General features: G+C 65.6%; 18 protein-coding genes. 4 read left to right on the top strand and 14 right to left on the bottom strand.

The window, feature by feature from the left end:
* Positions 1 to 9: 9 nt before the first annotated feature.
* Positions 10 to 825: a CPBP family intramembrane glutamic endopeptidase gene (locus ACX3PH_RS12100; RefSeq protein ID WP_459092842.1), complete on the bottom strand. Its 816-nt coding sequence runs from the start codon at positions 823 to 825 to the stop codon at positions 10 to 12.
* A 74-nt stretch (positions 826 to 899) separates the two neighbouring features.
* Between ACX3PH_RS12100 and hrpA the strand changes: the two genes are divergently transcribed.
* Positions 900 to 4,859, top strand: coding sequence for an ATP-dependent RNA helicase HrpA (gene hrpA, locus ACX3PH_RS12095; protein ID WP_459092840.1), 3,960 nt, complete (start codon positions 900 to 902; stop codon positions 4,857 to 4,859).
* Here the strand turns inward: hrpA and ACX3PH_RS12090 are convergent.
* Genes ACX3PH_RS12090 through ACX3PH_RS12080 form a run of 3 tightly spaced genes read right to left on the bottom strand, consistent with a single transcriptional unit; the run spans position 4,845 to position 8,126 of the window.
* Positions 4,845 to 5,489 (bottom strand): response regulator transcription factor, encoded by a 645-nt coding sequence (locus ACX3PH_RS12090; RefSeq protein ID WP_459092838.1) that lies wholly within the window; start codon positions 5,487 to 5,489, stop codon positions 4,845 to 4,847. The two genes, hrpA and ACX3PH_RS12090, sit on opposite strands and share 15 nt — an antisense overlap.
* A complete protein-coding gene (locus ACX3PH_RS12085; protein WP_459092836.1) occupies positions 5,486 to 7,501 on the bottom strand; it encodes a sensor histidine kinase in 2,016 nt (671 codons plus the stop codon). Before ACX3PH_RS12085 ends, ACX3PH_RS12090 begins: the two co-directional genes overlap by 4 nt.
* 13 nt (positions 7,502 to 7,514) lie before the next feature.
* On the bottom strand, positions 7,515 to 8,126 hold the full coding sequence (locus tag ACX3PH_RS12080; RefSeq protein WP_459092834.1) for a hypothetical protein: 612 nt from the start codon (positions 8,124 to 8,126) through the stop codon (positions 7,515 to 7,517).
* 221 nt (positions 8,127 to 8,347) lie between these two features.
* Here ACX3PH_RS12080 and ACX3PH_RS12075 point away from each other — a divergent pair, with 221 nt between their 5' ends.
* Positions 8,348 to 9,628: an ArgE/DapE family deacylase gene (locus ACX3PH_RS12075; protein ID WP_459092832.1), complete on the top strand. Its 1,281-nt coding sequence runs from the start codon at positions 8,348 to 8,350 to the stop codon at positions 9,626 to 9,628.
* A gap of 7 nt (positions 9,629 to 9,635) precedes the next feature.
* Here the strand turns inward: ACX3PH_RS12075 and ACX3PH_RS12070 are convergent, their stop codons facing one another.
* The 6 genes from ACX3PH_RS12070 to ACX3PH_RS12045 all read right to left on the bottom strand — a co-directional run bounded on the left by ACX3PH_RS12070 (position 9,636) and on the right by ACX3PH_RS12045 (position 17,273).
* A complete protein-coding gene (locus tag ACX3PH_RS12070; RefSeq protein ID WP_459092830.1) occupies positions 9,636 to 10,418 on the bottom strand; it encodes an amino acid ABC transporter ATP-binding protein in 783 nt (260 codons plus the stop codon).
* Complete coding sequence (locus ACX3PH_RS12065; protein ID WP_459092828.1) at positions 10,415 to 11,464, bottom strand: amino acid ABC transporter permease; 1,050 nt, start codon at positions 11,462 to 11,464, stop codon at positions 10,415 to 10,417. Before ACX3PH_RS12065 ends, ACX3PH_RS12070 begins: the two co-directional genes overlap by 4 nt.
* Positions 11,465 to 11,475: 11 nt before the next feature.
* Complete coding sequence (locus ACX3PH_RS12060; RefSeq protein ID WP_459092826.1) at positions 11,476 to 12,360, bottom strand: ABC transporter substrate-binding protein; 885 nt, start codon at positions 12,358 to 12,360, stop codon at positions 11,476 to 11,478.
* Between the two features lie 204 nt (positions 12,361 to 12,564).
* Positions 12,565 to 13,434: an ABC transporter substrate-binding protein gene (locus ACX3PH_RS12055; RefSeq protein WP_459092824.1), complete on the bottom strand. Its 870-nt coding sequence runs from the start codon at positions 13,432 to 13,434 to the stop codon at positions 12,565 to 12,567.
* 128 nt (positions 13,435 to 13,562) lie between these two features.
* The gene (locus ACX3PH_RS12050; RefSeq protein ID WP_459092822.1) at positions 13,563 to 14,558 is read right to left on the bottom strand and encodes a ribonucleotide-diphosphate reductase subunit beta; all 996 of its coding nucleotides are present in this window, start codon (positions 14,556 to 14,558) and stop codon (positions 13,563 to 13,565) included.
* A 207-nt stretch (positions 14,559 to 14,765) separates the two neighbouring features.
* Positions 14,766 to 17,273 (bottom strand): ribonucleoside-diphosphate reductase subunit alpha, encoded by a 2,508-nt coding sequence (locus ACX3PH_RS12045; protein ID WP_459092820.1) that lies wholly within the window; start codon positions 17,271 to 17,273, stop codon positions 14,766 to 14,768.
* 364 nt (positions 17,274 to 17,637) lie between these two features.
* Between ACX3PH_RS12045 and ACX3PH_RS12040 the strand changes: the two genes are divergently transcribed.
* The gene (locus ACX3PH_RS12040; RefSeq protein ID WP_459092818.1) at positions 17,638 to 18,843 is read left to right on the top strand and encodes an MFS transporter; all 1,206 of its coding nucleotides are present in this window, start codon (positions 17,638 to 17,640) and stop codon (positions 18,841 to 18,843) included.
* Between the two features lie 191 nt (positions 18,844 to 19,034).
* On the opposite strand, the gene ACX3PH_RS12035 is transcribed toward ACX3PH_RS12040, so the two are convergent.
* The 3 genes from ACX3PH_RS12035 to ACX3PH_RS12025 all read right to left on the bottom strand — a co-directional run bounded on the left by ACX3PH_RS12035 (position 19,035) and on the right by ACX3PH_RS12025 (position 21,823).
* A complete protein-coding gene (locus ACX3PH_RS12035; protein ID WP_459092816.1) occupies positions 19,035 to 19,871 on the bottom strand; it encodes a DNA-3-methyladenine glycosylase family protein in 837 nt (278 codons plus the stop codon).
* A 131-nt stretch (positions 19,872 to 20,002) separates the two neighbouring features.
* Positions 20,003 to 21,001, bottom strand: a complete 999-nt coding sequence (locus tag ACX3PH_RS12030; RefSeq protein ID WP_459092814.1) for an aldo/keto reductase — start codon at positions 20,999 to 21,001, stop codon at positions 20,003 to 20,005.
* Positions 21,002 to 21,010: 9 nt separating this feature from the next.
* Positions 21,011 to 21,823: an alpha/beta fold hydrolase gene (locus ACX3PH_RS12025; RefSeq protein ID WP_459092812.1), complete on the bottom strand. Its 813-nt coding sequence runs from the start codon at positions 21,821 to 21,823 to the stop codon at positions 21,011 to 21,013.
* 97 nt (positions 21,824 to 21,920) lie between these two features.
* Between ACX3PH_RS12025 and ACX3PH_RS12020 the strand changes: the two genes are divergently transcribed.
* Positions 21,921 to 22,808: a DUF4349 domain-containing protein gene (locus tag ACX3PH_RS12020; protein WP_459092810.1), complete on the top strand. Its 888-nt coding sequence runs from the start codon at positions 21,921 to 21,923 to the stop codon at positions 22,806 to 22,808.
* A gap of 7 nt (positions 22,809 to 22,815) precedes the next feature.
* Here the strand turns inward: ACX3PH_RS12020 and ACX3PH_RS12015 are convergent, their stop codons facing one another.
* The gene (locus tag ACX3PH_RS12015; protein ID WP_459092808.1) at positions 22,816 to 23,094 is read right to left on the bottom strand and encodes a hypothetical protein; all 279 of its coding nucleotides are present in this window, start codon (positions 23,092 to 23,094) and stop codon (positions 22,816 to 22,818) included.
* Between the last annotated feature and the right edge of the window lie 124 nt (positions 23,095 to 23,218).

The raw sequence follows: 23,218 nt of genomic DNA, 5'->3' as shown, positions 1-23,218 counted from the left end.
TCTCGGGCATCAGGCGACGAACGGCACGATGAGTGCCGGCAGGCTGGTGAAGAGGTTGACGATCAGGTGGGCGATGATGAGCGGCATGAGCCTGCCCTGCTTCAGGTAGATGATCCCTGAGCCGAGACCCCAGACGAAGAAGGCGACGGCGAACACCAGCATCCCGGGCGCTGTGGCCGCGAAGAAGACGTGCTGCAGGCCGAAGCCGATGGCGGGGATGACCACGGCGAGCCACTTCGACTTCAGAGCTACCTGCAGGCCGCCCTGCGCGTAACCGCGATAGACCAGTTCCTCGGTGGGGGCGTTCAGCGGGGCGAAGGTCAGGACGACCACCACCGCGAAGACGACGGCCAGTGCCCGCGGCATGACGAGATAGCCACCCGCCGGCACGAACACCGTCTCGAAACTGGTGAACGCGTCACCGCCGTAGAGGAGGAACATGGTGCCGATGATCGCGCCCGCGAACGGCAGGTAGAGCACCATCAGCCAGAGCAGCCCCCAGAGGGTGTCGCGGCCGAGGCGGGCGCGGCCGAAGCCGATCAGGTCGCGAACCCGGCGGCCCTCGCGGTGCAGCGCCCAGCGGAGCAGCAACAGGCTGGCGACGTTGACCGGCGCCAGGTAGAGGGCCGAGAGCGTGCTGACCGGGAACGCCGCGGCGATCCCGGATGCCGCCAGCAGCCCGACGGTGACCAGCGCGGCGGCGGCCACCAGCGGTACGCGCAGAAATGCGAACGCGAGCGGGAGCACAGAGCCGGCCGGTGGCCAACCGGAGGCCGCCTGCTTGCCGCGAGCGGGGACATCCGCCTCGATGGCTGGTGAACGCATATAGACTTTGTAACACAAAGTACTCTGTCAACACAACTATTTTGTGAAGAGTCTGAACGTAGGATGGAGGGCTCATGATTCCCGCCGCCGTCACCGCCATCAACTACCCGCCGGAGCTGCCCGTCAGTCAGCGGCGGGAGGACATCGCGGCGAGCATCCGCGACCACCAGGTGATCATCGTGGCCGGCGAAACCGGCTCCGGCAAGACCACCCAGCTGCCCAAAATCCTGCTCGAACTCGGCTACCAGAGCATCGGGCACACGCAGCCGCGCCGCATCGCCGCCCGGACCATCGCCGAGCGCATTGCCGAAGAGCTGGGCGAGGAGGTCGGCGGGCTCGTCGGCTACCAGGTGCGCTTCACCGACCGCGTCGGCAAGGGGACCCGCATCAAGCTGATGACCGACGGCATCCTGCTGAATGAGATCCACCGCGACCGGATGCTCCGCAAGTACGACGCGATCATCATCGACGAGGCGCACGAACGCAGCCTCACCATCGACTTCCTGCTCGGGTATCTGGGGCAGCTGCTGCCGAAGCGTCCGGAGCTGAAGGTGATCATCACCTCGGCGACCATCGACCCGGAGAGCTTCGCAAAGCATTTCGCGGATGCCGCAGGCACGCCTGCCCCGATCGTCGAGGTCAGCGGACGCACCTACCCGGTCGAGATCCGATACCGGCCGCTGGCGCCGGATGCCGCCTCCGACGACCCCGACGACGATGACGAGTTCTCCGAAGCCTCCACCCCGCCCCGTCAACAGGATGGATTCGGTGGGCACGGCGCGGCGGATGCCCGGGGGCGGCGCGGCGGCAAGAACAACCTGTTGAAGGATGCGGCCGCGGGCGACGGAGCCGAGCCCATCGACCTGTTCGACGGCATCAACGCCGCCCTCGACGAGCTCGCCCGGGAGAGCAACGGCGACGTGCTCGTGTTCCTCAGCGGCGAGGCTGAGATCCGTGACGCGGAGGACGCGATCCGGGCTCGGGTCTCGACAAGCTCGACCAGCGGGGTTAGCACCGAGGTGCTCCCGCTCTACGGTCGCCTCAGCGCGGCCGACCAGCACAAGGTTTTCCGCACCTCCGCCCAGGCCGGAGTCCGACGCCGCATCGTGCTCGCCACCAACGTGGCTGAGACCAGCCTCACCGTGCCCGGCATCAAGTACGTGATCGATGCCGGCACCGCCCGCATCAGCCGCTACAGCGCTCGGGCGAAGATCCAGCGGCTGCCGATCGAGGCAATCTCGCAGGCATCCGCCAACCAGCGCTCAGGGCGGAGCGGGCGCACCAGCGACGGCATCGCCATCCGCCTGTACTCCGAGGACGACTTCCTGCGCCGCCCCGAGTACACCGAACCGGAGATCCTGCGCACCAACCTCGCCGCCGTCATCCTGCAGATGATTTCCCTCGGCCTGGGCGATATCGCCAAGTTCCCTTTCCTGCAGCCGCCGGACTCCCGGGGCATCAAGGACGGCCTCGACCTATTGAGAGAGCTCGGCGCGATCTCCGGCCCTGCCGGGGAGCCCACCATCACCAGGGTCGGCAAGCAGCTGTCACAGCTGCCGCTCGATCCACGCCTCGCCCGCATGGTGGTCGAATCGGCCAAGTACCAAACGACCCGCGAAGTCATGGCAATCGTGGCCGGCCTCAGCATCCAGGACCCGCGCGAACGCCCCCTCGAGAAGCGACCGCAGGCCGACACAGCCCACGCGCGCTTCACCGATCCCACCAGCGACTTCCTCACCCTGCTGAATCTCTGGAACTACCTGAAAGAGAAAGAGAAGGAGCTGTCGGGCAACCAATTCCGGCGGCTGTGCAAAGCGGAGTACCTGAACTTCCTCCGGGTGCGGGAGTGGGCGGATGTCTACCGGCAGCTGGAGCGGACGGCCAAACCACTCGGCCTTACCATCGGGCAGCCGAGCGTGAACCCGGTCGGCATCCACCGCTCCCTGCTTGCCGGCCTGCTGAGCCAGCTAGGCATCAAAGACGCAGCCTCAGACAAGAAACAGAAAACCAAGCAGGGCGACTACATCGGCGCCCGTCAGATCCGGTTCAGCATTTTCCCCGGGTCCGCCCTCGCCAGGAAGCAGCCCGCCGAGGTGATGAGCGCCGAGCTGGTTGAGACCAGTCGTCTGTTCGCCCGCATGAATGCGTCCATCGACCTCTCCTGGGCTGAACCGATCGCCGGCGACCTGGTCAAGCGCAGTTACGGTGAACCGCATTGGGAGAAGAAGCAGGGGGCCGCCGTCGCCTACGAGCGAGTGACGCTCTACGGCGTTCCGATTGTGGATCGCCGTAGGGTGCAGTTCTCCCGCATCGACCCGGAGCACGCGCGCGAGCTGTTCATCCGCCATGCGCTGGTGGAAGGCGATTGGGACCACGCCGCCCTTGATCAGCGAATGACATCCTTCGACCGCGCGAACCGCAAACTCCGCAAAGAGCTCGCACAGGTCGAAGAACGCACCAGGCGGCGGGACATCCTGCTGGACGACGAAGCGGTCTTCGAGTTCTATGACCGACGTATTCCCGCCGAGGTATGCACCCAGCGCGACTTCGAGAAATGGTGGAAGACCACCAGCAAAGAGCAGCCGGGCCTGCTGACGATGACCGCCGATGACCTGCTGGACGACGAGTCGTCCGCCCCGGTCGTCGAGCTGGTCGAGACGTCCTATCCGAAGCACTGGGAGCAGGGCGACCAGCGGCTGAAACTGAGCTACCGCTTCGAGCCGGGCGCCGAAGACGACGGCGTCACGGTTCACGTGCCCATCGCGCTGCTCGCCCGCCTGTCGCCGCAAGGGTTCGACTGGCAGGTGCCCGGCCTGCGCCTCGACCTGGTGACCGCGCTGATCAAGTCGCTGCCGAAGGCGATCCGCCGCAACGTGGTGCCGGCGGCCGACTGGGCGAAACGGCTGCTGCAGGACCTGCCGGTCGACGCCATGGAGGAGTTGTCGCTGACGGAATACCTCGCGGCGCAGATCCAACGGCAGACCTACACCCCCGTTGCCGCCGACGATTTCGACTTCGACCGGGTGCCGCCGCACCTGAAGGTCACGTTCGGGGTGGTCAACGAGCACGGCACGACTGTCGCCCGCGCCAAAGACCTCACCGCCCTGCAGTCCAAGCTGAAGGCTCGCGCGCGCGAGTCCGTCGCGAAGGTCGTCGTCAAGACTCCGAACGCGCTCGAGCGCGATGGCTTGACGACCTGGGATTTCGATATGCTGCCGAAGCTCATCGACACGAGGCAGGGTGGCAACACGGTTCGCGCCTACCCGGCGCTCGTCGATCGCGGCGCATCCGTCTCTCTGCAATTGATGAGCACACCCGCTGATCAGGCCCGTGCCATGAAGTCGGGACTCAGGCGGATGCTGCTGCTCGCCATCCCCTCCCCCACCTCTTATGTGCAGAACCACCTCACCGCCGCCGAGAAGTTGAGCCTCGGGGCGAGCCCCTACCCGAGCACCCAGGCGCTGTTCGAGGACTGCATGATGGCCTGCATCGACGCGGCGCTGGCCGACACGGAGGTGTGGACGCGTGCCGAGTTCGAGCGGGTTCGCGATCGGGTGTCCGCCACCATCATGGACGACTTGTTCTCGACGGTCTCGCTCGTGGCGAAGGCCCTCGCGGCCAGTCGGGACGCCCAGAAAGCGATCAGTTCAGCGAGCAGTCTGACTTTGCTGGCTCCTCTGGCGGATGCCCGCGAACAGCATGACGGCCTGGTCTTCCCGGGCTTCGTCTCGGCCACCGGCCTGGCGCACGTGCGAAGACTGCCGGTGTATCTGGCCGGTATCAGCCACCGGGTGGGCAAGCTCGCCGAGAACCTCGGCCGCGACCGCGTCTGGATGGGCGAGGTCGCCTCCGCCACCGAGAAGTTCGTTTCTGCCGGTGGCACGATCCCGCTGCCAACGGATGCCGCACCGCACCTGGTGCGCGCCCGCTGGCTGATCGAGGAGTTGCGTCTCAGCCTCTTCGCCCAGCACCTCGGCACGGCAGAGCCGGTCAGCCTGCAGCGCATCCAGAAGGTGCTCTCAGCCGGCAGTTGAGCCGTCAACACCGAGGTCCCGGGCCAGGGCGACGAGGTGGGCGCGGGACGCGGCCCCCAGCTTGCCCATCAGCAGGCTCACGTTGTTCTGCACGGTCTTGGTGGAGAGGAACAACGACGACGCGATGGCTGCGTTGTCTGCGCCGGAGGCGATGCCGGCCAGCAGCTCCAGTTCACGAGACGTGAGCCCGTGTATCGGCGACCGTTCCGGATTTCGGATCGCCTCACGGACCACGCGGCCCGCGCGTCCGGCGAATACCGCGTCGCCGTCGGCCACGCCCCGGATCGCCCGGACGATCGCACCATGCCCTGAACCCTTGAGCAGGTACCCGGCGGCGCCGGAACGGAGGGCACGCAGCAGTGTCGCGTCATCGTCGTGCATGGTGAGGATGAGAATGGCCGCGTCCGGCCACCGGGCGAGCAGGCGCCCGGTCGCGGCGATCCCGTCGAGTACCGGCATTTCCAGGTCGACGACGGCGACGTCGAATGGGGTGTTCTCGGCGAGCTCCAGAAGGGCAAGCCCGTTCGTTGCGGTGCCGACGACCTCGATGCCGTCGGTGGTCTCCAGCAGCAGCTTCAGTCCGTCAAGGAACACCGGGTGGTCATCCGCCATGATCACCCTGGTCGTCATGCGTCTACCACCGGAATCCATGCCGTCACCGTGGTGCCACGACCGCCCGGCCCGCCAGTCACCGAAAGCCGGCCCCCCGATTGTTCCACCCGCTCCCGCATCGCCCGCATGCCGACTCCTGGGCGGCCACCGCCCATCCCGCGCCCGTCATCATCCACTTGAACCACGACCGAATCCCCCTCGTAAGCAATCCGTACGGCGATGACTGTGGGCACCGCATGCCTGGTTGCGTTCAGTACAGCTTCCACGGTGACCCGGAAGATCGCCACCTCGGCATCCGGTGCCAGGCCAGTCAGCTGATCGGGCACGTTCAGGTCGAGACGGACCCCGGATGCGATTCGGCCGGCGGCCTCCTTGACGGACGCTCCCAGCCCCGCTGACCCCATGGACGCGGGGCGCAACCCCTCGATGATGTGCCGGACATCCTGAACAAGGGTTTCCGCATTCGAGCCGATACTCTCCAGCACCGCGTCCAACTGGGCGCTGCGTGCGCCCGGGGCGGCCGATGCCAGGTTGCGCGCCGCCTCCGACTGCATGACGATTCCGGCGAGGCTCGGTCCCAACTCGTCGTGCAGGTCCCGCTGGAGCCGAGCCCGCTCCTCTTCTCGCACCGTCGCCAGACGGGCGAAGGCGCTTCGGAGGTCGGTTGCCAGGCTCTCGGTGCGAACGGCCAGGCCGGCCTGCGTCGCCACCATCGCCAGCAGCCGATGGTCTTTCGCATCAAGCCCCTCCCCCGATGCCCGCTCGTGCGCGACCAGCCAGCCGGTCTCGACACCGTTCACCATCAGCGGGAGCCTGGCCGCCTCAGCGCCAGGCGTACCGGCGAACGCCAGCTGAGCACCGGCGGCATCCTCGAGAGCGACGAAGGGAAGGCGGAGCGAATCGGCGAGTTCGGTGACGACTGTCTGGGATAGCGACGGCGACTGGCGATGGAGCGACTCCGACAGCCGGGTGACAGTTCGTGAAGGGTCGCCGCGCTGGCCGAACAGGATTCGTTCGAGCATCCACTGAAAGAAGTTCTTCACCGGGAGTGCCAGGGCTGCGACGATGACTGCGGCGACGATCGGGGTCGTGGCACCGTCGATGACCAGGACGATGATGAGGTAGCAGCCCGCAAGCACTGCCGTGGCGCCTGCGTACACCAGGGATCGACGAACCACGCGACCGAGATCCCACAGGTTGTCCTGCAGAACGGCGACGGCCAGTGCCGCCGGCAGCAGCAGGTATCCGGCGGCCTCCGCCAGCTGCGGCACCTCGCCGAGACTGGCGAAAGGGGTCACAATCGCGAGGAACAGCGCTGCGGCCAGGATCCACTTCAATTGCTGACGCTCCACCGCGCTGCTCCGAAACCACCGCCAGAGCATGGCGCTGGCACACAGCACCGTGAGCACCGGAATGGCCAGGAAGGTGGGCGTCAGTGCCAGGTTCAGGAACTCGGATGCCGCGTCCCAGCCGAACGGGTTGTCCAGGTGCGCGAGACGGTCAGATCCCAGCGGACCGGGGAGCAGCGCAGTGACGATCATCGCCCACCCACACCAGCCGATGAGCAACACCTCGACGGCACGCCACCACCGGTTCGGCAGTCGACCGGTCGGGAAGCGCAACAGTAGTTCCAGCACCGCGAACTGTGCGGGAATCCACACCCAATTGCTCACCCAGATCATCTCGATCGGGGGCTCGGCACCACGCTGCACCAGCGCGACGATGCCCCCGAGAACCAGGTTGGATACCAGGTTGGCGAGCCCGGCTGCGATCAGCCACCAGCCCATCGGGTGGGCGGCGTCCTGCTGCAGGAGTGCGACCCCGCTGGTGGCGAGCGCCGTGGCTCCCACCACGAACGAGACAACGGCGATGCGGCTGAGCACCGTGTCACCACCGAGCGGGATGCCGATCGCCAGCCCGACGGCGAGAACGGAGATGACGAGACCGGCTACCAGGCTCCACAGCGGCAGCCGTGCCGCGAGCCCACCCCGGCGCATGGCCTCGATCGGGTGGGCTGCAGCACCGCTCATTCCGGCATCCTATCTACGCGAGTGCGCTGACGGGCTCACGCGCCACGCTCACCCGGCGTGACCATGCGGTCCAGGCGAGTGCACCGCCGACCAGGATGCTCCCGATCGCCCCGAAGATCGGAATGACCAGTGACCCGACGATCATGAGCAGGGCGGCCGGCACAGACATAACCTTGCGACGCCAGCCGATGATGGCGAATGTGGTGAGCGCCGCGATCCAGATGACCCAGATGGCGGACATAATGATGGCGAAAGCGCCGCCGTCCTCGGTGGTCAGCGCGACGGGCGCGACCTCGAGCAGGAATGGCGTGACAACGGCCTGGGAGAACAGCGTGCAGGCCTGGAGCGCTGCCGCAGCCGCCATCACCGGCACCAACCAGTGAGGAAGGCGACGACCTTCGCGCCCCACCCAGCTGGTCATCGTGGGCGCTGCGGCGATGAAGACGATCAACGCGGCGAGGTAGAGATAGTTGAACGCGACGTATCGCCAGTCAGCGACGCTGTCCAGGAAGGTGACCTCGGTGGGCGAGGTCCATTCGGAGATGAGCCAAGGGGCTCCGATCAACAGTCCGTTTGCGAGCATCACCACTCCGACAGCTGTCATGGCAGCAGTGCGTGATTTCATGAAGTTCCTCTTATCCCGGCCGGAGGTCGGCCGCCTGCCCTAACGCTAGGCAGCGGGCATTCCCGAGCATCAGGGGCCGCGGTCCCGATTCGCCCGGGAAACCCGAACCGTCTGTCGGCAGCGCATCCACAAGATGCTCAGTACTCGCTGATCCGCAGCACGGGCAATGGTTGTCGAGTAGGTCGCTCAGCGACCGCATCGAGACACAATAGAGTGTCGTCATGCATGCCACTGCCGGGCTCACCGATGTCGAACTCCGCGTCCTGGACGCGATCGATGAAGACACCCTCGTCACCTCCCTGGTCGACCTCATTCGTGTTCCCAGCACCACGGGCACCGACGCCGAGTCCGACCTGCAGAACTCCCAGGCCAGGGAACTCGACCAGCTCGGCCTGGCGGTCGACAGCTGGAAGTTCGACCTCGACGCACTGCGCTCCCACCCTCAGTACCCGGGCGAGGAGACCGATCGCACCGAGGGCTACGGGGTCGTCGGGGTGACCGGTGAAGGCACGCCGGCCCTCGTGCTTCAGGGCCACATCGACGTCGTGCCGGAGGGCGAGCTGGAGAAGTGGGACGGCCGCGATCCGTTTGCCGGCGACATCGTCGGACGGGTGCTGCACGGACGCGGCGCCTGCGATATGAAGGCCGGCGTCGCGGCGAACCTCGGGGTCGTCCGCGCGCTCCGAGCGGCCGGCGTCACCCTCGAGCGCCCGCTCGCCGTGCACTCGGTGATGAGCGAAGAGGATGGCGGACTCGGCGCCTTCGCCACTATGCTCCGCGGTCACCGCGGTGATGCCGCCGTGCTGACCGAGCCAACGACCGGGCGCATCGTCACGGCCTGCGCCGGCGCGCTGACATTCCGCATCGAGGTCGCCGGCAAGGCTGCTCACGGCAGCACCCGGATGAGCGGCGTGAGCGCCTTCGATTCCTTCCTCGGCATCGACGCAGCGATCAAGCAGCTGGAGGCGGAGCGAAACGCCAACCCCGATCCGCTGTTCCGCAACTACGAGCTGCCGTTCGGCATCTCGATCGGCAAACTGCAGGCAGGCAACTGGTCGTCCAGCGTGCCGGAGAGTCTCGTCGCCGAAGGGCGGATGGGCGTTCTGCTCGGTGAAGACCCGGCGGATGCCCGCGCGGCCTTCGAAGAACGCGTCGCCGTAGCGTGTGCGAAGAGCGCTTGGTTGACGGACAACCCGGCAATCGTCACCTGGCCGGGCGGCCAGTTCGCCAGCGGCAGCATCGACGCGCAGCACGAATTCATCGACGAGGTGTCAGCGTCGATCTCCGACCTCACCGGCGCAGCCCCGGAGCGCGCCGCAGCCCCCTACGGGAGCGACCTGCGGTTGTACGCCGGCATCGGTGGGATCCCCACACTGCACTTCGGCCCGGGCGATGTGAAGTTCGCGCACGCCGTGCGCGAGCAGGTCAACCTCGACGAACTCATCGCGGTGACCCGCTCGCTCGCGCTGCTCGCCGTGCGGCGCTGCGGCGCACACCTCTAGGAATCCGTTACAGGACTTTGGAGAGGAACGCCTGAGTCCGCTTGTGCTGCGGGTTGCTGAGCACCTCGGTCGGGTCACCGGACTCCACCACCACGCCGCCATCCATGAACACCAGCGAATCGGCGACTTCCCGCGCGAACCCCATCTCGTGCGTGACCACGATCATGGTCATGCCCGACTTGGCCAGGTCCTTCATCACCTCGAGCACTTCACCGACCAGTTCGGGGTCGAGCGCGGAGGTCGGCTCGTCGAACAGCATCAGCTTCGGGTCCATCGCCAGCGCGCGCGCGATCGCAACCCGCTGCTGCTGGCCGCCACTCAGGTGGGCGGGGTAGGCATCCGCTTTCTCACCAAGACCGACTCTCTCGAGCAGTTCGCGCGCCCGAGCCGTTGCTTTCGTCTTGGAGACCTTCTTCACCAGCATGGGTGCTTCCATGATGTTCTCGAGCGCAGTCATGTGCGGGAACAGGTTGAAGCGCTGGAACACCATGCCGATGTCCTGGCGCTGTTTGGCAGCAACGTGCGGCTTCAGCTCGTAGAGCAACCCGTCGCGCTCCTCGTACCCGACGAGCACGCCGTCAACGGTGAGACGGCCCGCGTTGACGCGCTCCAGGTGGTTGATGCAGCGCAGGAAGGTCGACTTGCCTGAGCCGCTGGGGCCCACCAGGCAGAGTACTTCACCGCGCTTCACCTCAAGGGTGATGCTCTTGAGAACCTGGTTGGAACCGAAGCTCTTGGAGACCTTCTCGGCACGCACCATAGGGACATTGGCCATGGGGATGTCGGTCATTTGTTGTGCTCCGAACCCTTGGAGTCGATGGGCCCCGTGTGGGTCTGGACGGCTCCGGTCACGGTCGCTGTTGAACCGGTCTCGGTGCCTTTCTTCTCGACGGCGCGCCCGATCCCCCGTGAGAACCGCTTCTCCAGGAAGTACTGCCCCACCATCAGGATCGAGGTGAACAGCAGGTACCAGGCGGATGCCACCAGCAGCAACGGGATAGGGTCGAAGATGACCGCAGAAATGTCCCGGGAGCGGCCGTAGAGGTCGAAACTGTACGGCACGGCCGTCACCAGCGAGGTGGTCTTCAGCATCGAGATGACCTCGTTGCCGGTCGGCGGGATGATGATGCGCATTGCCTGCGGGATCACGACGCGCCGCATGGTCTGAAGCCACGACATGCCGAGTGCCGTGGCGGCTTCATCCTGGCCCTTGTCGACTGAAAGGATGCCCGCTCTGACGATTTCGGCCATGTAGGCCGACTCGTTCAGTGCCAGCCCGATGACGGCGAGCCAGAACACGTCGATGACGTCATCCGTCTGCCAGCTGACCCACGGCTCCATGAAAGGAATGCCGATGTCGATCGTCGAGTAGATGGTGGCGACGAGGCCCCAGAACACCAGTTGCACGTACACCGGGGTTCCGCGGAAGATCCACAAATAGAGCCAGGCGACGCCTCGGACGACCGGATTGTTCGACAGCCGCATGACAGCGAGCGTGATGCCCAGCGCGATGGCGATGGCCATCGAGTAGATGGTGAGGAGCACCGTGTTGAGTGCTGCCTGGGAAATGCGCTGGTCGAAGATGTACTTCGCGAAGTTCTCCCAGCCGTAGGCCGGACGCTGCGCTGCGTCGATGATGAACAGTGCGAGGGCGACGACAAGGATGCCCGCGAAGATGTTGCGCCATGGGTGCCGCAACCTGATCGCCTGGATGGCCTCGGCCTGGTCGTCGGGGTTGGTGCTTGTCGCCGGAAGGTGGGAACGGTTCCGGGAGCGGGCGACACCGCCCGGCGAAGCATCACGCTTCGCCGGGCGGCCGCCGTCTGCTGAACTCATGTGCTGGCTACCTAGGAACCGGCGTTGATGGTGACCTTGTCGATCCCACCGGATGACACGCCCCACTCGTCGAGGATGTCACCGTAGGTGCCGTCATCGATCAGCGACTGCAGTGCGGCCTGGAGGGCCTTGCCGAGGTCGGTGGCGTCCTTGGCAATCGCGATTCCGTACGGCGCGACGTCGAACGACTCACCGGCGGCCTCGATCTTGTCGCTCACCTGGGAGATCGCATAGAGCGTGATCGGGGAGTCGGCGCTCATAGCGTCCGCACGACCGAGTGCGAGAGCGTTGGTCGCTTCGTCCTGCGAGTCGAACTTGAGGATGTTGATGGGCTCTTCACCGCCCGCGACGCACTCCTCCGACTTGGCGGGAAGCTCGTCGGTCTCTTCGTAGGTGGTCGCCTGCACCGATACTGTGAGGCCACAGGCGTGGTCCGGGTCTACATCCGAGCCGATGGGCTGCGCCCACTGGATGCCCGCGTTGTAGTAGTTGACGAAGTCGACCGACTTCTGGCGTTCTGCGTTGTCGGTGAACGACGAGTAGCCGATGTCGAAGGTGCCGCCGGTGACGCTGGGGATGATCTTGTCGAAGCTCGACGCGCGGTAGTCCACCGTGAGTCCGAGCTTCGCGGCCATCGCATCAGCGAGGTCGATGGACCAGCCGTCGGGGCTTCCGTCGGCCGCCTTGAACTCGTTGGGGGCGTAGGCGAGGTCGATTCCGGCGATCAGCACGCCGGCCTCCTTGATGTCGTCAGGGAGAAGCGCAACTGCGGCTTCGTCGACTCCGACTTCCGTGTTGCTCTCCGGGGCCTCCGGCTCGACAGTGTTGTCAACGCAGCCGGTGAGCGCAAGCGCTGCGACCAGGGCGATCGCAGAAATTCCATACTTCGTACGCATTACTTCTCCTCAAAAATGCGACCTCAGTCGCTTCAGCACTGGGAGCCTACTGCAGCCTCCACGCAACGTTTCACCACCGCACAGCGGAAAAGGTTCACGTGGGCTCTCCGATCGCGGGTTTCCCGCAACACTCAGCCTGCATCCGATTGCCGGTAATCCGCAACACGACGCGACCGGGGTACAGGCCGATATTCGGCCCGCTGGTCAGGTACCGGCGTTGATGGCGATGTCTTCGCGGCTGCCCGCTTCAACACCCCAGCCTTCCAGCACTGTGAGGTAGTTGCCGTCGGCGATCAACGACTTGATGGCCGCCTGGAATGCCTGCTCGAGTCCGGAGTCCTTACCGAACGCGATTCCGTACGGTGCCACGTCGAACGCTTCACCGGCTACCTCGATCTGGTCCTTGATCAGCGAGACCGCGTTGAGGGTGATCGGGGAGTCGGCGCTCATGGCATCCGCCTTCCCCAGCACGAGCGATGTGGTCGCCTCCGTCTGGGTGGCAACCGGCAGTATGGAGATGGCATCCTTGCCTGCGGCGAGGCAAGCTTCAGACTTCGCCGGGAGCTCGTCAGTCTCCTGGTAGGTGCCCGCCTGTACCGCGACGATCAGTCCGCAAGCATCGTCCGGGTTCACGTTGCCACCGACCACCTGTGCCCACTGGATGCCGGCGTCGTAGTAGCTGACAAAGTTGACCAGCTCCTGGCGTTCCGCATTGACGGTGAACGAGGAGAAGCCGACGTCGAACGTGCCGTCGGCAACGCCCGGAATGATCGAATCGAATCCGACCTCTTTGTACTCGAACGTCAGGTCGAGCTTTTGCGCGACGGCGTCGGCCAGGTCGACAGTCCAGCCGACCAGCTCACCCGCCTCGTCCTTGTACTCGTTGGGCTGGTATTCAGGGTTGATCGCGACGACCAGCGTTCCGCTGACACCATCCGGCAGGAGGGCGACGGCAGCGGCGTCCGGCTCGACGACGATCTTCTCCTCAAGGTGAGGCGTTTCCGGATCCGAGCATCCGGTCACAAGCAGGGCCGCAGCCACGACGATGGCAGCTGCTGCGTGTTTGACGTGCATTTGGTTTCCCCCGACCACTTACCCTCTGGTTATCAGGATTCTAGGGCAGCGGATGCCCGGGAATGGCCGTTGTGACGCCTTTTGGGGGGACCATTCGGGGTACAAGTTGGATGAACCCCGACTTTCGCCTAGTCCTTCGCTCGAACCGTCGCCTTCGCGTTCGCCTCATAGGACGTGTTGGTCGATTCGAAGAAGTTCACCAACTCGAGGGTGTCGTTGGCGGTGGCCATCCACTTGGCCGGGTTCGACACCTTGTAGTGCGGTTCGAAGCCCAGCTCCTCGAGGCGCCGGTCAGCCAGGTACTTGACGTACTGGTTGATGTAGTTGGCGTTGAGACCCAGAATGCCGCCAGGAAGGAGATCCCTGTTGTACTCCTCCTCCATCTCCACGGCGTCGAGGATCATCTGGCGGATCTCCTCGGCGAACTCCGGGGTCTGCAGGTCGGGGTTCTCGTCGAGCACCGTCAGGATCAGGTTGATGCCGAACTTGAGGTGCAGGCTCTCGTCGCGCACCACCCAGTCCATGAGGGAGCCGAAGTTGCGCAGTAGGTTCCGCTGGCGGAACGACAGCGCAACCATGAACCCGGAGTAGAACCAGATTCCCTCCAGGACCACGTTGTAGGCGACCAGGTTGCGCACGAAGTCCTGCTTGCCGGCGGTGGTGGTGATGTCGAGGGTCTCCTCGGTCATCCGCTTGATGAACTTGACCTGGAAGTCTTCCTTCTTCGCCATCGACGGGATGTCGACGTGCGCGGCGTAGGCAGCCACTCGATCGATGGGGAAGGTCTCCAGCACGTACTCGAATGACATCGAGTGGTTGGCTTCCTCCCACATCTGCTTCGCCAGGTACATGTGCGCCTCTGCGGCGTTCAGGTACGGGTAGACGCCGAACGCGAGCGCCTTGTTGACCAGCAGCTCGTTCGGGTTGAAGTAGCTCATCAGGAAGGTGACGGCGTGGCGTTCCTCGTCGGTCATCCGCTTGAAGTCCGCGATGTCCTCACCGAGCTGGATCTCGTTAGGGAACCAGGTGTTTGCCACCGCCTGGTCGTAGAGGTCCATGGCCCATTGGTACCTGATCGGCTTGAGGAGCAGGCCCTCCTGGATACCGGTGCCGAGAATTCCCATCAGTTAAGTCATCTTCTTTCTGTATTCGTTGATCGTGAGTGTCTCGACAAGCTCGACTGGTCTCGACGAGCTCGACCGCTGATCGTGTCAGAGCAAAGGTGGTCGAGTAGCGCCCGAGCGCAGCGAGGCCGCGCATCGAGACCTACTGGCAGCTATCGCACTGCAGCTCGTCCATCGGGTCGAGCGGTACGTAGTACTCGTCGTCCATCATTCACCCGCCTTCTGGGTCAGTCCGCCGAAGCCGAAGCCCTTGCGGGCGGACGCCGAGACGGCGGGCTCGGCTGCCGGGACCGCTGAGACGGCGGATGCGTCTGCCGGACTCACCGGGGACGCCGCACCGAAGCCGCGCTTGGCCCCGGCGTTGATCTCCTCCGCCTTGTTCACCTTGACGGTGGACTGTTCGGCCTGGTGGCGCGGTTTCATGTGCAGGTAGTACGTGGTCTTGACCCCGCGCTCCCACGCCGCATAGTAGATGTCCATCATGTCGCCGAGGTCGCGCGTCTCGAGGTACATGTTGCGGCTGATGGCCTGGTCGATCCACTTCTGGGCGCGAGCCGCGACCTCGAGGAACGCGTACGGCGACAGCTGGAAGCTGGTCTTGTAGACGGCCTTCACGTCATCCGGGATCGCGTCGATGCCCTGGATGTCGCCCTGGCTGCGCAGGATCGACTCGCGGGTGGTACCCCAGATGCCGAGCCGCTGCAGGTCGGTGACCAGGTTGCGGTTGACCTCCAGGAACTTGCCGTTCGAGGTGGAGCGGCTGAAGATCTGCGAGAACTGCGGGTCCAGGCCAGGGGTGGTTCCGGCGACCAGACCGATGGATGCTGTCGGCGCGATGGCCATCAGCGTCGCGTTGCGCATTCCGCCCTTGACCTTTTCACGCATGGCGTCCCAGTCGAGGCGGGTCTTGCGGTTGACCTTGATCGGGATGCCGCGGTCGGCCTCCGTGGTCGCGATGCTGTCGAGGGGAACCATGCCCTTCGACCATCCGGAGCCTTCGAAGTTCGCGTAGGCGCCACGCTCCTTCGCCAGGTTGGCGCTCTCGTCGATGGCCGCGTAGGAGACGTGCTCCATGATCTCGTCGATCAGGTCGTACGCTTCCTCGCTCTCGTAGCTGATGCCGAGCTTCTCGACGATGTCGGTGAAGCCCATAACGCCGAGGCCGACCGCACGGTTCTGCTCGTTCGAGAAGTCGGCTTCCTTCACCGAGGAACGGGTGATGTCGATCAGGTTGTCGAGCTGGCGCACCGCGATGCGGGCGCTCTCCTCCACCTTGGCGAAGTCGATGCTGAGCCCCGCCTCGGCCGAGCCGAGGAGGTGCTGGGACAGGTTGATCGAGGCCAGGTTGCAGACCGAGACGTTGTCGACATCCTGCGGCAGCGTGATCTCGGTGCACAGGTTGGACAGGTGGATCGTTCCGGTGTTGTTGTTCAGGGCACGGTTGTTGATCGTGTCCTTCCAGGTCAGCCACGGGTGGCTGCTGGTCTGGAGGGAGATCAGGATCGACTTGAACTGCTCGCGCGCCTTGATCTTCTTGTGCATGCGCATCTGGCCGGCATCAGCCATGGCGGCGTACTCGGTGTAGCGGGCGGAGAATTCCTTGCCGTACAGCTCGTTCAGGTCGGCGACCTCGAGCGGGTCGAATAGGTACCAGTCGTCGTCGTTCTGCACGCGCTTCATGAACTCGTCGCTGATCCACACGGCGGTGTTCGCGGTGCGAGTGCGGCGGTACGGGTCGCCGGAGTTCTGGCGGAGGTCGAGGAACTCGGGGAAGTCGAGGTGCCAGTTCTCCATGTAGAAGCACAGCGCACCGAACTTCTTACCGCCGCGGCTGACCGCGCGAAGAATCGAGTCGATCGTGTGCATGAACGGGATCGGCCCGGTCGAGGTGGTGTTGTTGGAGCGGATGGGGGAACCCTGCGACCGCAGCTTGGTCACCGAGAGGCCGATGCCGCCGGTGCCCTTGGTGAGCCACATCACGTCGCGCGTGGTCTTCGCGATGTGCTCCATGTCGTCCTGCATCTCCATGACGAAGCAGTTCGCCAGCTGCGGGTAGATGGTGCCGGCGTTGACCAGTGTCGAGCCGGCCGCGAGGTACTCGAGCTTCGACATCTTCTCGTAGAACTTCATTGCCTGCTCGGTCGGGTTCGCCTCGTTGAGCGACAGGCCCATCGCGATGCGCATCCAGAAGTACTGCGGAACCTCGAGGGCGTCGCCGTTGCGACCCTTGATGCCGTACCGGTTGTTGAGCGTCACGACGCCGATGTACTTGAGCAGTTCGTCGTGGGCCGGCTTCAGGGCGCCCGCCAGCACGTCGAGGTCGAAGAGTTCGGTCAGCCGCGGGTCGAGCAGGCCCTCTTCGACACCGCGGCGGATGTTCATGCCGAAGTGCTCGACGTGCAGCTGCTTGAGCTCGTCAGCACTCTCATAGTCGCCGAGAACCCGCTTGTAGATCGTCTTGAGCAGGAGTCGCGCGGCGACGACGTCGAATGCGGGGTCGTCCTTGACGTTCTGGAGGGCGACCTGGATGACAGCCTCGTCCAGCTGCTGGGTGGTGATGCCGTCGAAGAGGGTGAGTTCCAGCTCGCTGGCGATCTGCGTAACCCAGGTGATGTTCTCATCGAGCCCCGCACTGGCATCCTCGATCGCCAGGTTGATCTTGTTCGCGTCGTAAGGCTCCCGCTCGCCGTTGCGCTTGACTACCGTGATTGACACTGGTTGACCCACCCATTCCCGGACGTTTCGTCCGTCTGTTCATTTCCCGAAAAGAACGCTCCGACCAGCGCTTCATTACCCCAAAACACCGCTGCTCTCGCCGTTGACAGCACGTCGAGCGTTCCACGAATTCTGTGAACCGAGACCATCTCGCAAAAGATGCCTCCCGGTCGTCACATCACTATATAGCGGGTGTCTGTGGCCTGCCACATCCCATATCTAGTGGGCGTGTCATCCACAGATGTGCATAACTTGTGCGAGTTCTACACACCCTGTGCACTAATTCTGGGTGCCGCCACCGACATCCATTCAACCTGGTGGCGACCCTGGCCCCGACTGACGCCCCCACTAGACTTGAGCCCTTGTGAGCAGCTACCTGGAACTCTTGAAGACGCGCGGCGTCGGCCGGATCATGGGTGCTCAACTGGTCGCCAGGTTCCCGTCGGGGATGCTGTCGCTGGCCTTCCTGCTCCACGTCGAACGGGTGCACGACTCCTACGGCGCCGCCGGCCTGGTGCTGGCCGCCACCAGCGTCGGCCAGGCCATCGCCGGCCCGCTCACCAGCCGGTGGATGGGCGTCTGGGGAATGCGCAAGGTGATCATCATCACGATGGTCGTCAGCGCCACCGCTATCGGGACCATCGCGTTCACGGTGCTGCCGGTTCCGCTCTACATGGTCATCGGTTTCGTTGCCGGCCTCAGCTGGCCGCCGATCCAGCCTGCCGTCCGAACCATTTACCCGAAGATGGTGAACTCGAAGCAGCTCACCCCGCTCTTCTCGCTCGACGCATCCGCTCAGGAGATCATCTGGGTCGTCGGCCCGGTCGTCACCACGCTCGTCGCGACGCAGATCGGGACGATGCAGGCCATCGTGCTGGCGTTGGCATTCTTCGTCGGAGGAGGGGTGTGGTTCGTGCTGTCGCCGGAGCTCGGCCAGGTGCGCATCCCCCGCAGTCGCCGCAAGCTCGGTGTCGTGCTCGGCCGGCCGCCCGTCATGCTCGCGACGGTCGTCGGATTCCTGCTGGTGGGGGCTGCCGCCAGCGTTGAGGCTGGCGTCGTCGCAACCTTCGACCACGGTTCAGCCGATGCCGGAATCGTGCTGGCCATCTTCGCTGTCGGTTCCCTCGCCGGCGGACTCGCGCTCGGCCACCTGCAGATCGGGCCGTGGGCGCTGGCACGACGGATGTTCCTGGTCTTCGTCGGCCTGGCGCTCGCCGCGCTGTTCCTCGACTTCTGGTGGTTGTCCATCACGCTGTTCATCGCGGGGGTCGGCATTGCCCCGGCGCTGGCCGTGATGTTCTCGATCGTCTCATCGAGCGTCAAGTTCAGCGACACGGCCGAAGCCTATGGGTGGGTCGGCACCGGACAGCTCATCGGTGCTGCGCTCGGTTCGGCGGCAGCCGGGTTCCTCATCGACGCCAACGGCGCGGTCGGCGCTTTCTGGGTGGCTGGGGTGTTCGCGTTCGTCGGGTTCCTGGTTCCTGTGATCTTCCGCCGGGCGCACCCCGACCTGCGCGGACGCGACTCGAGCCCCATTCCCGACACGGAGCCGATCAGCACCATCCGCTGAGTGTCCCTCAGCTTGCGAGAGTCATCCGCCGTCGCGTCCCAGCCGAGCCTGACTCGTCGGCACGAAAGAAGGAGTATTCGCGAATCCTGCCGAAAAACTTCCCTCATTCGGTGCTGAAGCCGTAAAAGGTCTCTCAAATGCGACGGGTAGCGGGTGAGGGTGGCGGGTGAGGGTAACAGTGCGGGCGCGGCTCAGTAGGAGGTGGCGGTCCAGAGGTGGAACAGCGCGTAGGCGCGGTAGGGGCGCCACGCCTGCGACGCGGCTTCGGCCGCCGCGACGCTGATGCCGCCCAGGGACCGTCGCAGCACGAGGTCGCCGGCCGTGAACGCATCTCGGTCGCCGAGGGCTCGCACGGCCAGGTAGTCGGCGGTCCACGGCCCGATTCCGGGGAGCGCGAGGAGCGCGGCCCGCACCGCGATCGGGTCAGCGTCCGGGCTGAGGATCAGTCCGTCGTCGCAGGCCGCTGCCAGGCTGTGCACGGCGAGCGCGCGCATCCCGGTCAGGCCGAGAGCGGCCCGCAGGTCCGCCAGCGGCAGACCCGCGATGCTCCCCGCCGAGGGGAAGAGCCGCAGCCCTCCCGGACCCGGCTCGCCGAACGCCTCGACCAGCTTCCCGCCCAGCGCGCGAGCCCGCGCCAGCGACACCTGCTGGCCGAGCACCGTCATGACCGCCGTCTCGAACCCGTTCGGCGACCCGATCACCCTGAGTCCCGGGCGGGCACGCAGCAGCGGCCCGATCACCGGGTCTCCGCCGAGCACGGCCTCGACGCGCGACGGGTCGAGTTCCAGGTCGAACCAGCGGCGGATGATCGCGGTGACCGCCGCAACATCCGCCTGGTCGGTGCTGCCGATAATGGCGCTGATCGCATCCGCCGCCAGCGTGACCGCGACGGCGACCGGGCCGGACGGTGCGGTCACGATGCGGGTGATGGTGTCGCCGTCCAGCGCCTCAGCGCCGGCGATGAGGTGCGCCCGCAGGTTGCCGAGCACGGCACCGGCGGCGAACGGCGGGATGAACCCGAGCTCCACCCGCGATCGCCTGCTCGGAGCACGAGCCGTTCGCGAGGCGACAGCTCCCACTAGTGCCCGTTCCGGAGAGATGTGCCCCGCGGAACGGGTGCATTCATCCGGAACGGGCACTATCGCGGGGTGTTCCACGATTACCAGCGGGGGTGCACGGCAGCGCGGAAGTAGCGGTCGTACAGCTCGAGCACGCCGTCGGTGAAGCCGTCGCTGAGCTGCGGCACCTCCCCGGCGGCCGCGTTCGAGGCGGCCTGGCGCACGTTGCGAGCGCCCGGGATGACCGAGCTGACGCCGTCGAGCTGCGCCACCCAGGCGAGGGCGACCTGCGCGGTCGAGTAGTCGGATGCTCCCGGCTCGGCGGCGATGAGCGCGGCGAACTCCTGCGCTGCGGCGACGCCGGACTCGAAGTCGACCCCGGAGAACGTCTCGCCGACGTCGAACGCCTCGCCGTTCCGGTTGAAGGTGCGGTGGTCGTTCTCCGCAAACGTGGTGGTCGCCGTGTACTTGCCGCTGAGCAGGCCGGATGCCAGTGGCACCCTGGCGATGATCCCCACCCCCGTCTGACGTGCGGCCGGCAGGACGGCGTCGAGCGGCTTCAGGCGGAATGCGTTCAGGATGATCTGCACGGTTGCCACGCCGGGTCGCGCGATCGCGGCGAGTGCCTCATCCGCCGTCTCAACGCTCACCCCGTAGTTCGCGATGGCGCCATCGGCTACCAGGGTGTCGAGCGCGTCGTACACGGCATCGGAGGTGAACACGGGCGCGGGCGGGCAGTGCAGTTGTACCAGGTGGAGTGTGTCCATCCGCAGGTTCCGGCGCGAGCGGTCGGTCCACTCGCGGAACTTCTCCAGGGTGAAGTTGGCCGGATCCTGGGCTTCACGACGGCCCATCTTGGTTGCCACTGTCACGTCGACACCGGGGCTGGCCGCGAGGTAGTCGCCGATCAGGCGTTCGCTGCGGCCGTCACCGTAGACATCCGCCGTGTCGAAGAAGGTGACCCCACCCTGAACGGATCCGTCCAGCACCGCGTGGGCGTCCGCCTCGCTGACGTCCCCCCAGTCTGCGCCGAGCTGCCAGGTCCCGAGGCCGATGGCCGAGACTTCCCTGCCGGTGCGTCCGAGGATTCGAGTGTGCATGCGTCGACGCTACCCGATGACCTGCGCGACGACCCGGGCGAGCCGCTTTCGCACCAGGTGATCGTTCGCCTCCACCTGGTGCATGGTGACGTGGCGCAGTTTCTCGACGATGCGCAGCCCGCCCGGCACGATGAACTGGTCGAGCGTTCCGTAGACCACGTCGACCGGGGACTCGATGCCGGCGATGTCGCTGATGGTGGTCTGCGACTCGATGCAGTTCTGCAGGGACTTCACGAAGGCTTCCCAATTGCTTTCGGTCACCTCAAAGACATTCTTGATCGGCATGAGCCTTGAAATGATGGCGGCGTTGCGCAGCGTGAACTGCTTGTTCACCCGCAGGTACTCATACCCCTTCAGGTATGCGCCGAGAGCGGCTCGCTCGAAACGGTCGCCGACCTGTTCCGGTGAGATGTAGATCGGCGGGCTGACCAGCACTGTCCTGCACACTCGCGCCGGGTTCGTCCTGGCATACCGGCTGACCAGCATGGCTCCCAGCGAGTGGCCGACGATGACGAACGGTTCCCTGAGGCCGAGCCTCCGGATGGTGCGCTCCAGCCAGGCCACGTGCTCCTCGATGGTGTACTCGGCCTTCGGTGGGACGGGAGATCCGCCGTGCCCGAGGATGTCGATCGCGATCACGCGATGCTGCTCGGCCAGCAGCGGCACCAGGTTCTGGAAAGTCACCGATGATGACGCGATGCCGTGCACCAGGATGACGACCGGGCCGCTTCCCTGGTCCTCGGCGATGTGCAGCGTCGGCCGGCGAAGCACGGCCTCCCACCATTCGCCGAACCAGGATCGCACCCGCTCGACGACACCCATACCCGCGATTATCGCAGGAGCCGCCGACTGGGCTGACGCACGATAGGCGCAAAACGTTGGGTAGCGCTCATGATCGGCGCAAGGCTACCGTTCTTGCATGAGACTCAGACTGCTGCGGGGCACGGTACTTGTGACGGCACTAGTGCTGACCGGATGCTCGGCATCCGGTGCGTCACTGGTCGGGGCGTCATCGACGGATGTCGCACCGCAGTCCGGTCCGGAGTTCGCCGACTCCGTCGTCGGGTTCGAGGATCTCGGCGCGGTGGGCGCGGACTCGGCAGCCAGGCTGGTCGACGGCGATCAGAAGATGATCGTCACCGGCTACCTCGTGATGACGGTGGAGCGTCCGGCGGAGGCGGCTGCCGAGGTTGCCACCATCGTCGAGCGGGCCGGCGGCCGCGTCGACGCACGCAGCGAGACGGCTCCGGATGGCGAGGACAAGGGTCGGGCCGAGTTGACGGTGCGAATCCCGTCCGACCAGCTCACCCAGACACTCGCCTCCCTCAAGGAGCTCGGCACTGTCGAGCGGGTGGAGCAGGAGAAACAGAACGTCACCGCCCAGGTGCGCGATCTGGACTCACGGATCAAGGCGCTGCACGCATCCGTCGATCGCCTGATCGCGTTGATGGCGGATGCCGATACCACCGCCGACCTGATCAGCATCGAGTCCGCCCTGTCGGAGCGGCAGGCGAACCTGGAGTCGCTCGAATCGCAGAAGCGGTCGCTGGACGACCTGGTTGAGCTGTCGACCTACACGATCCAGTTGGGCACCGAAGAGGATGCGCCCGTCGACGAGCCGGACACCTTCCTGTCCGGGCTGGCCGCCGGCTGGGAGGCCTTCGTCGGGTTCTTCGGCTTCCTGCTGGTCGCGTTCGGTGTGTTGTTGCCGTGGCTTGCATTGGTCGGGCTGGCGACGATCGTGATCGTCGTGGTGGCCAGGCGGAGGGTGAAGACCACACCGGCTGACGTCGTCGAGGGCCTCTAGGCAACCGTTATTTGCGGCGGGACCGTACGACCAGATACCAGAACAGTCCGACCAGCACGACCGTGCCGATGACCGTGGCTGCCAGTGTGCTGGAGGTGCGGAGCGCGGTGTCCGATGGCGATTCGGCGGCCGGCGCAGCAGCGTCCGCCGTGATGCCCGTTGCAGCCGACGACGGCGTGGCGGTCGCGGTGGCCGGCAGTGCGAGCGGCCCCGCCGTCAACGCCACCAGCGCGAGTAGTAAGCCCAGATTTCGGCGGTGTGAACCAGCCCAGCCGTCGTGCTCCATGTGTCATCCCTGTCGATCTCAACCGTTCATCCGTGAACAGTTCCCAGTATCGACATAATGCGAACGTATTGATATATCGGCGTTCCCCCCAATACGGGGACGACGGATGCGCCGGTGCCATTAG

Source organism: Homoserinimonas sp. A520 (assembly GCF_054489245.1).
The sequence above is the reverse complement of the archived record's forward strand: the minus strand, read 5'-3'. Positions and strand labels throughout refer to the sequence as shown.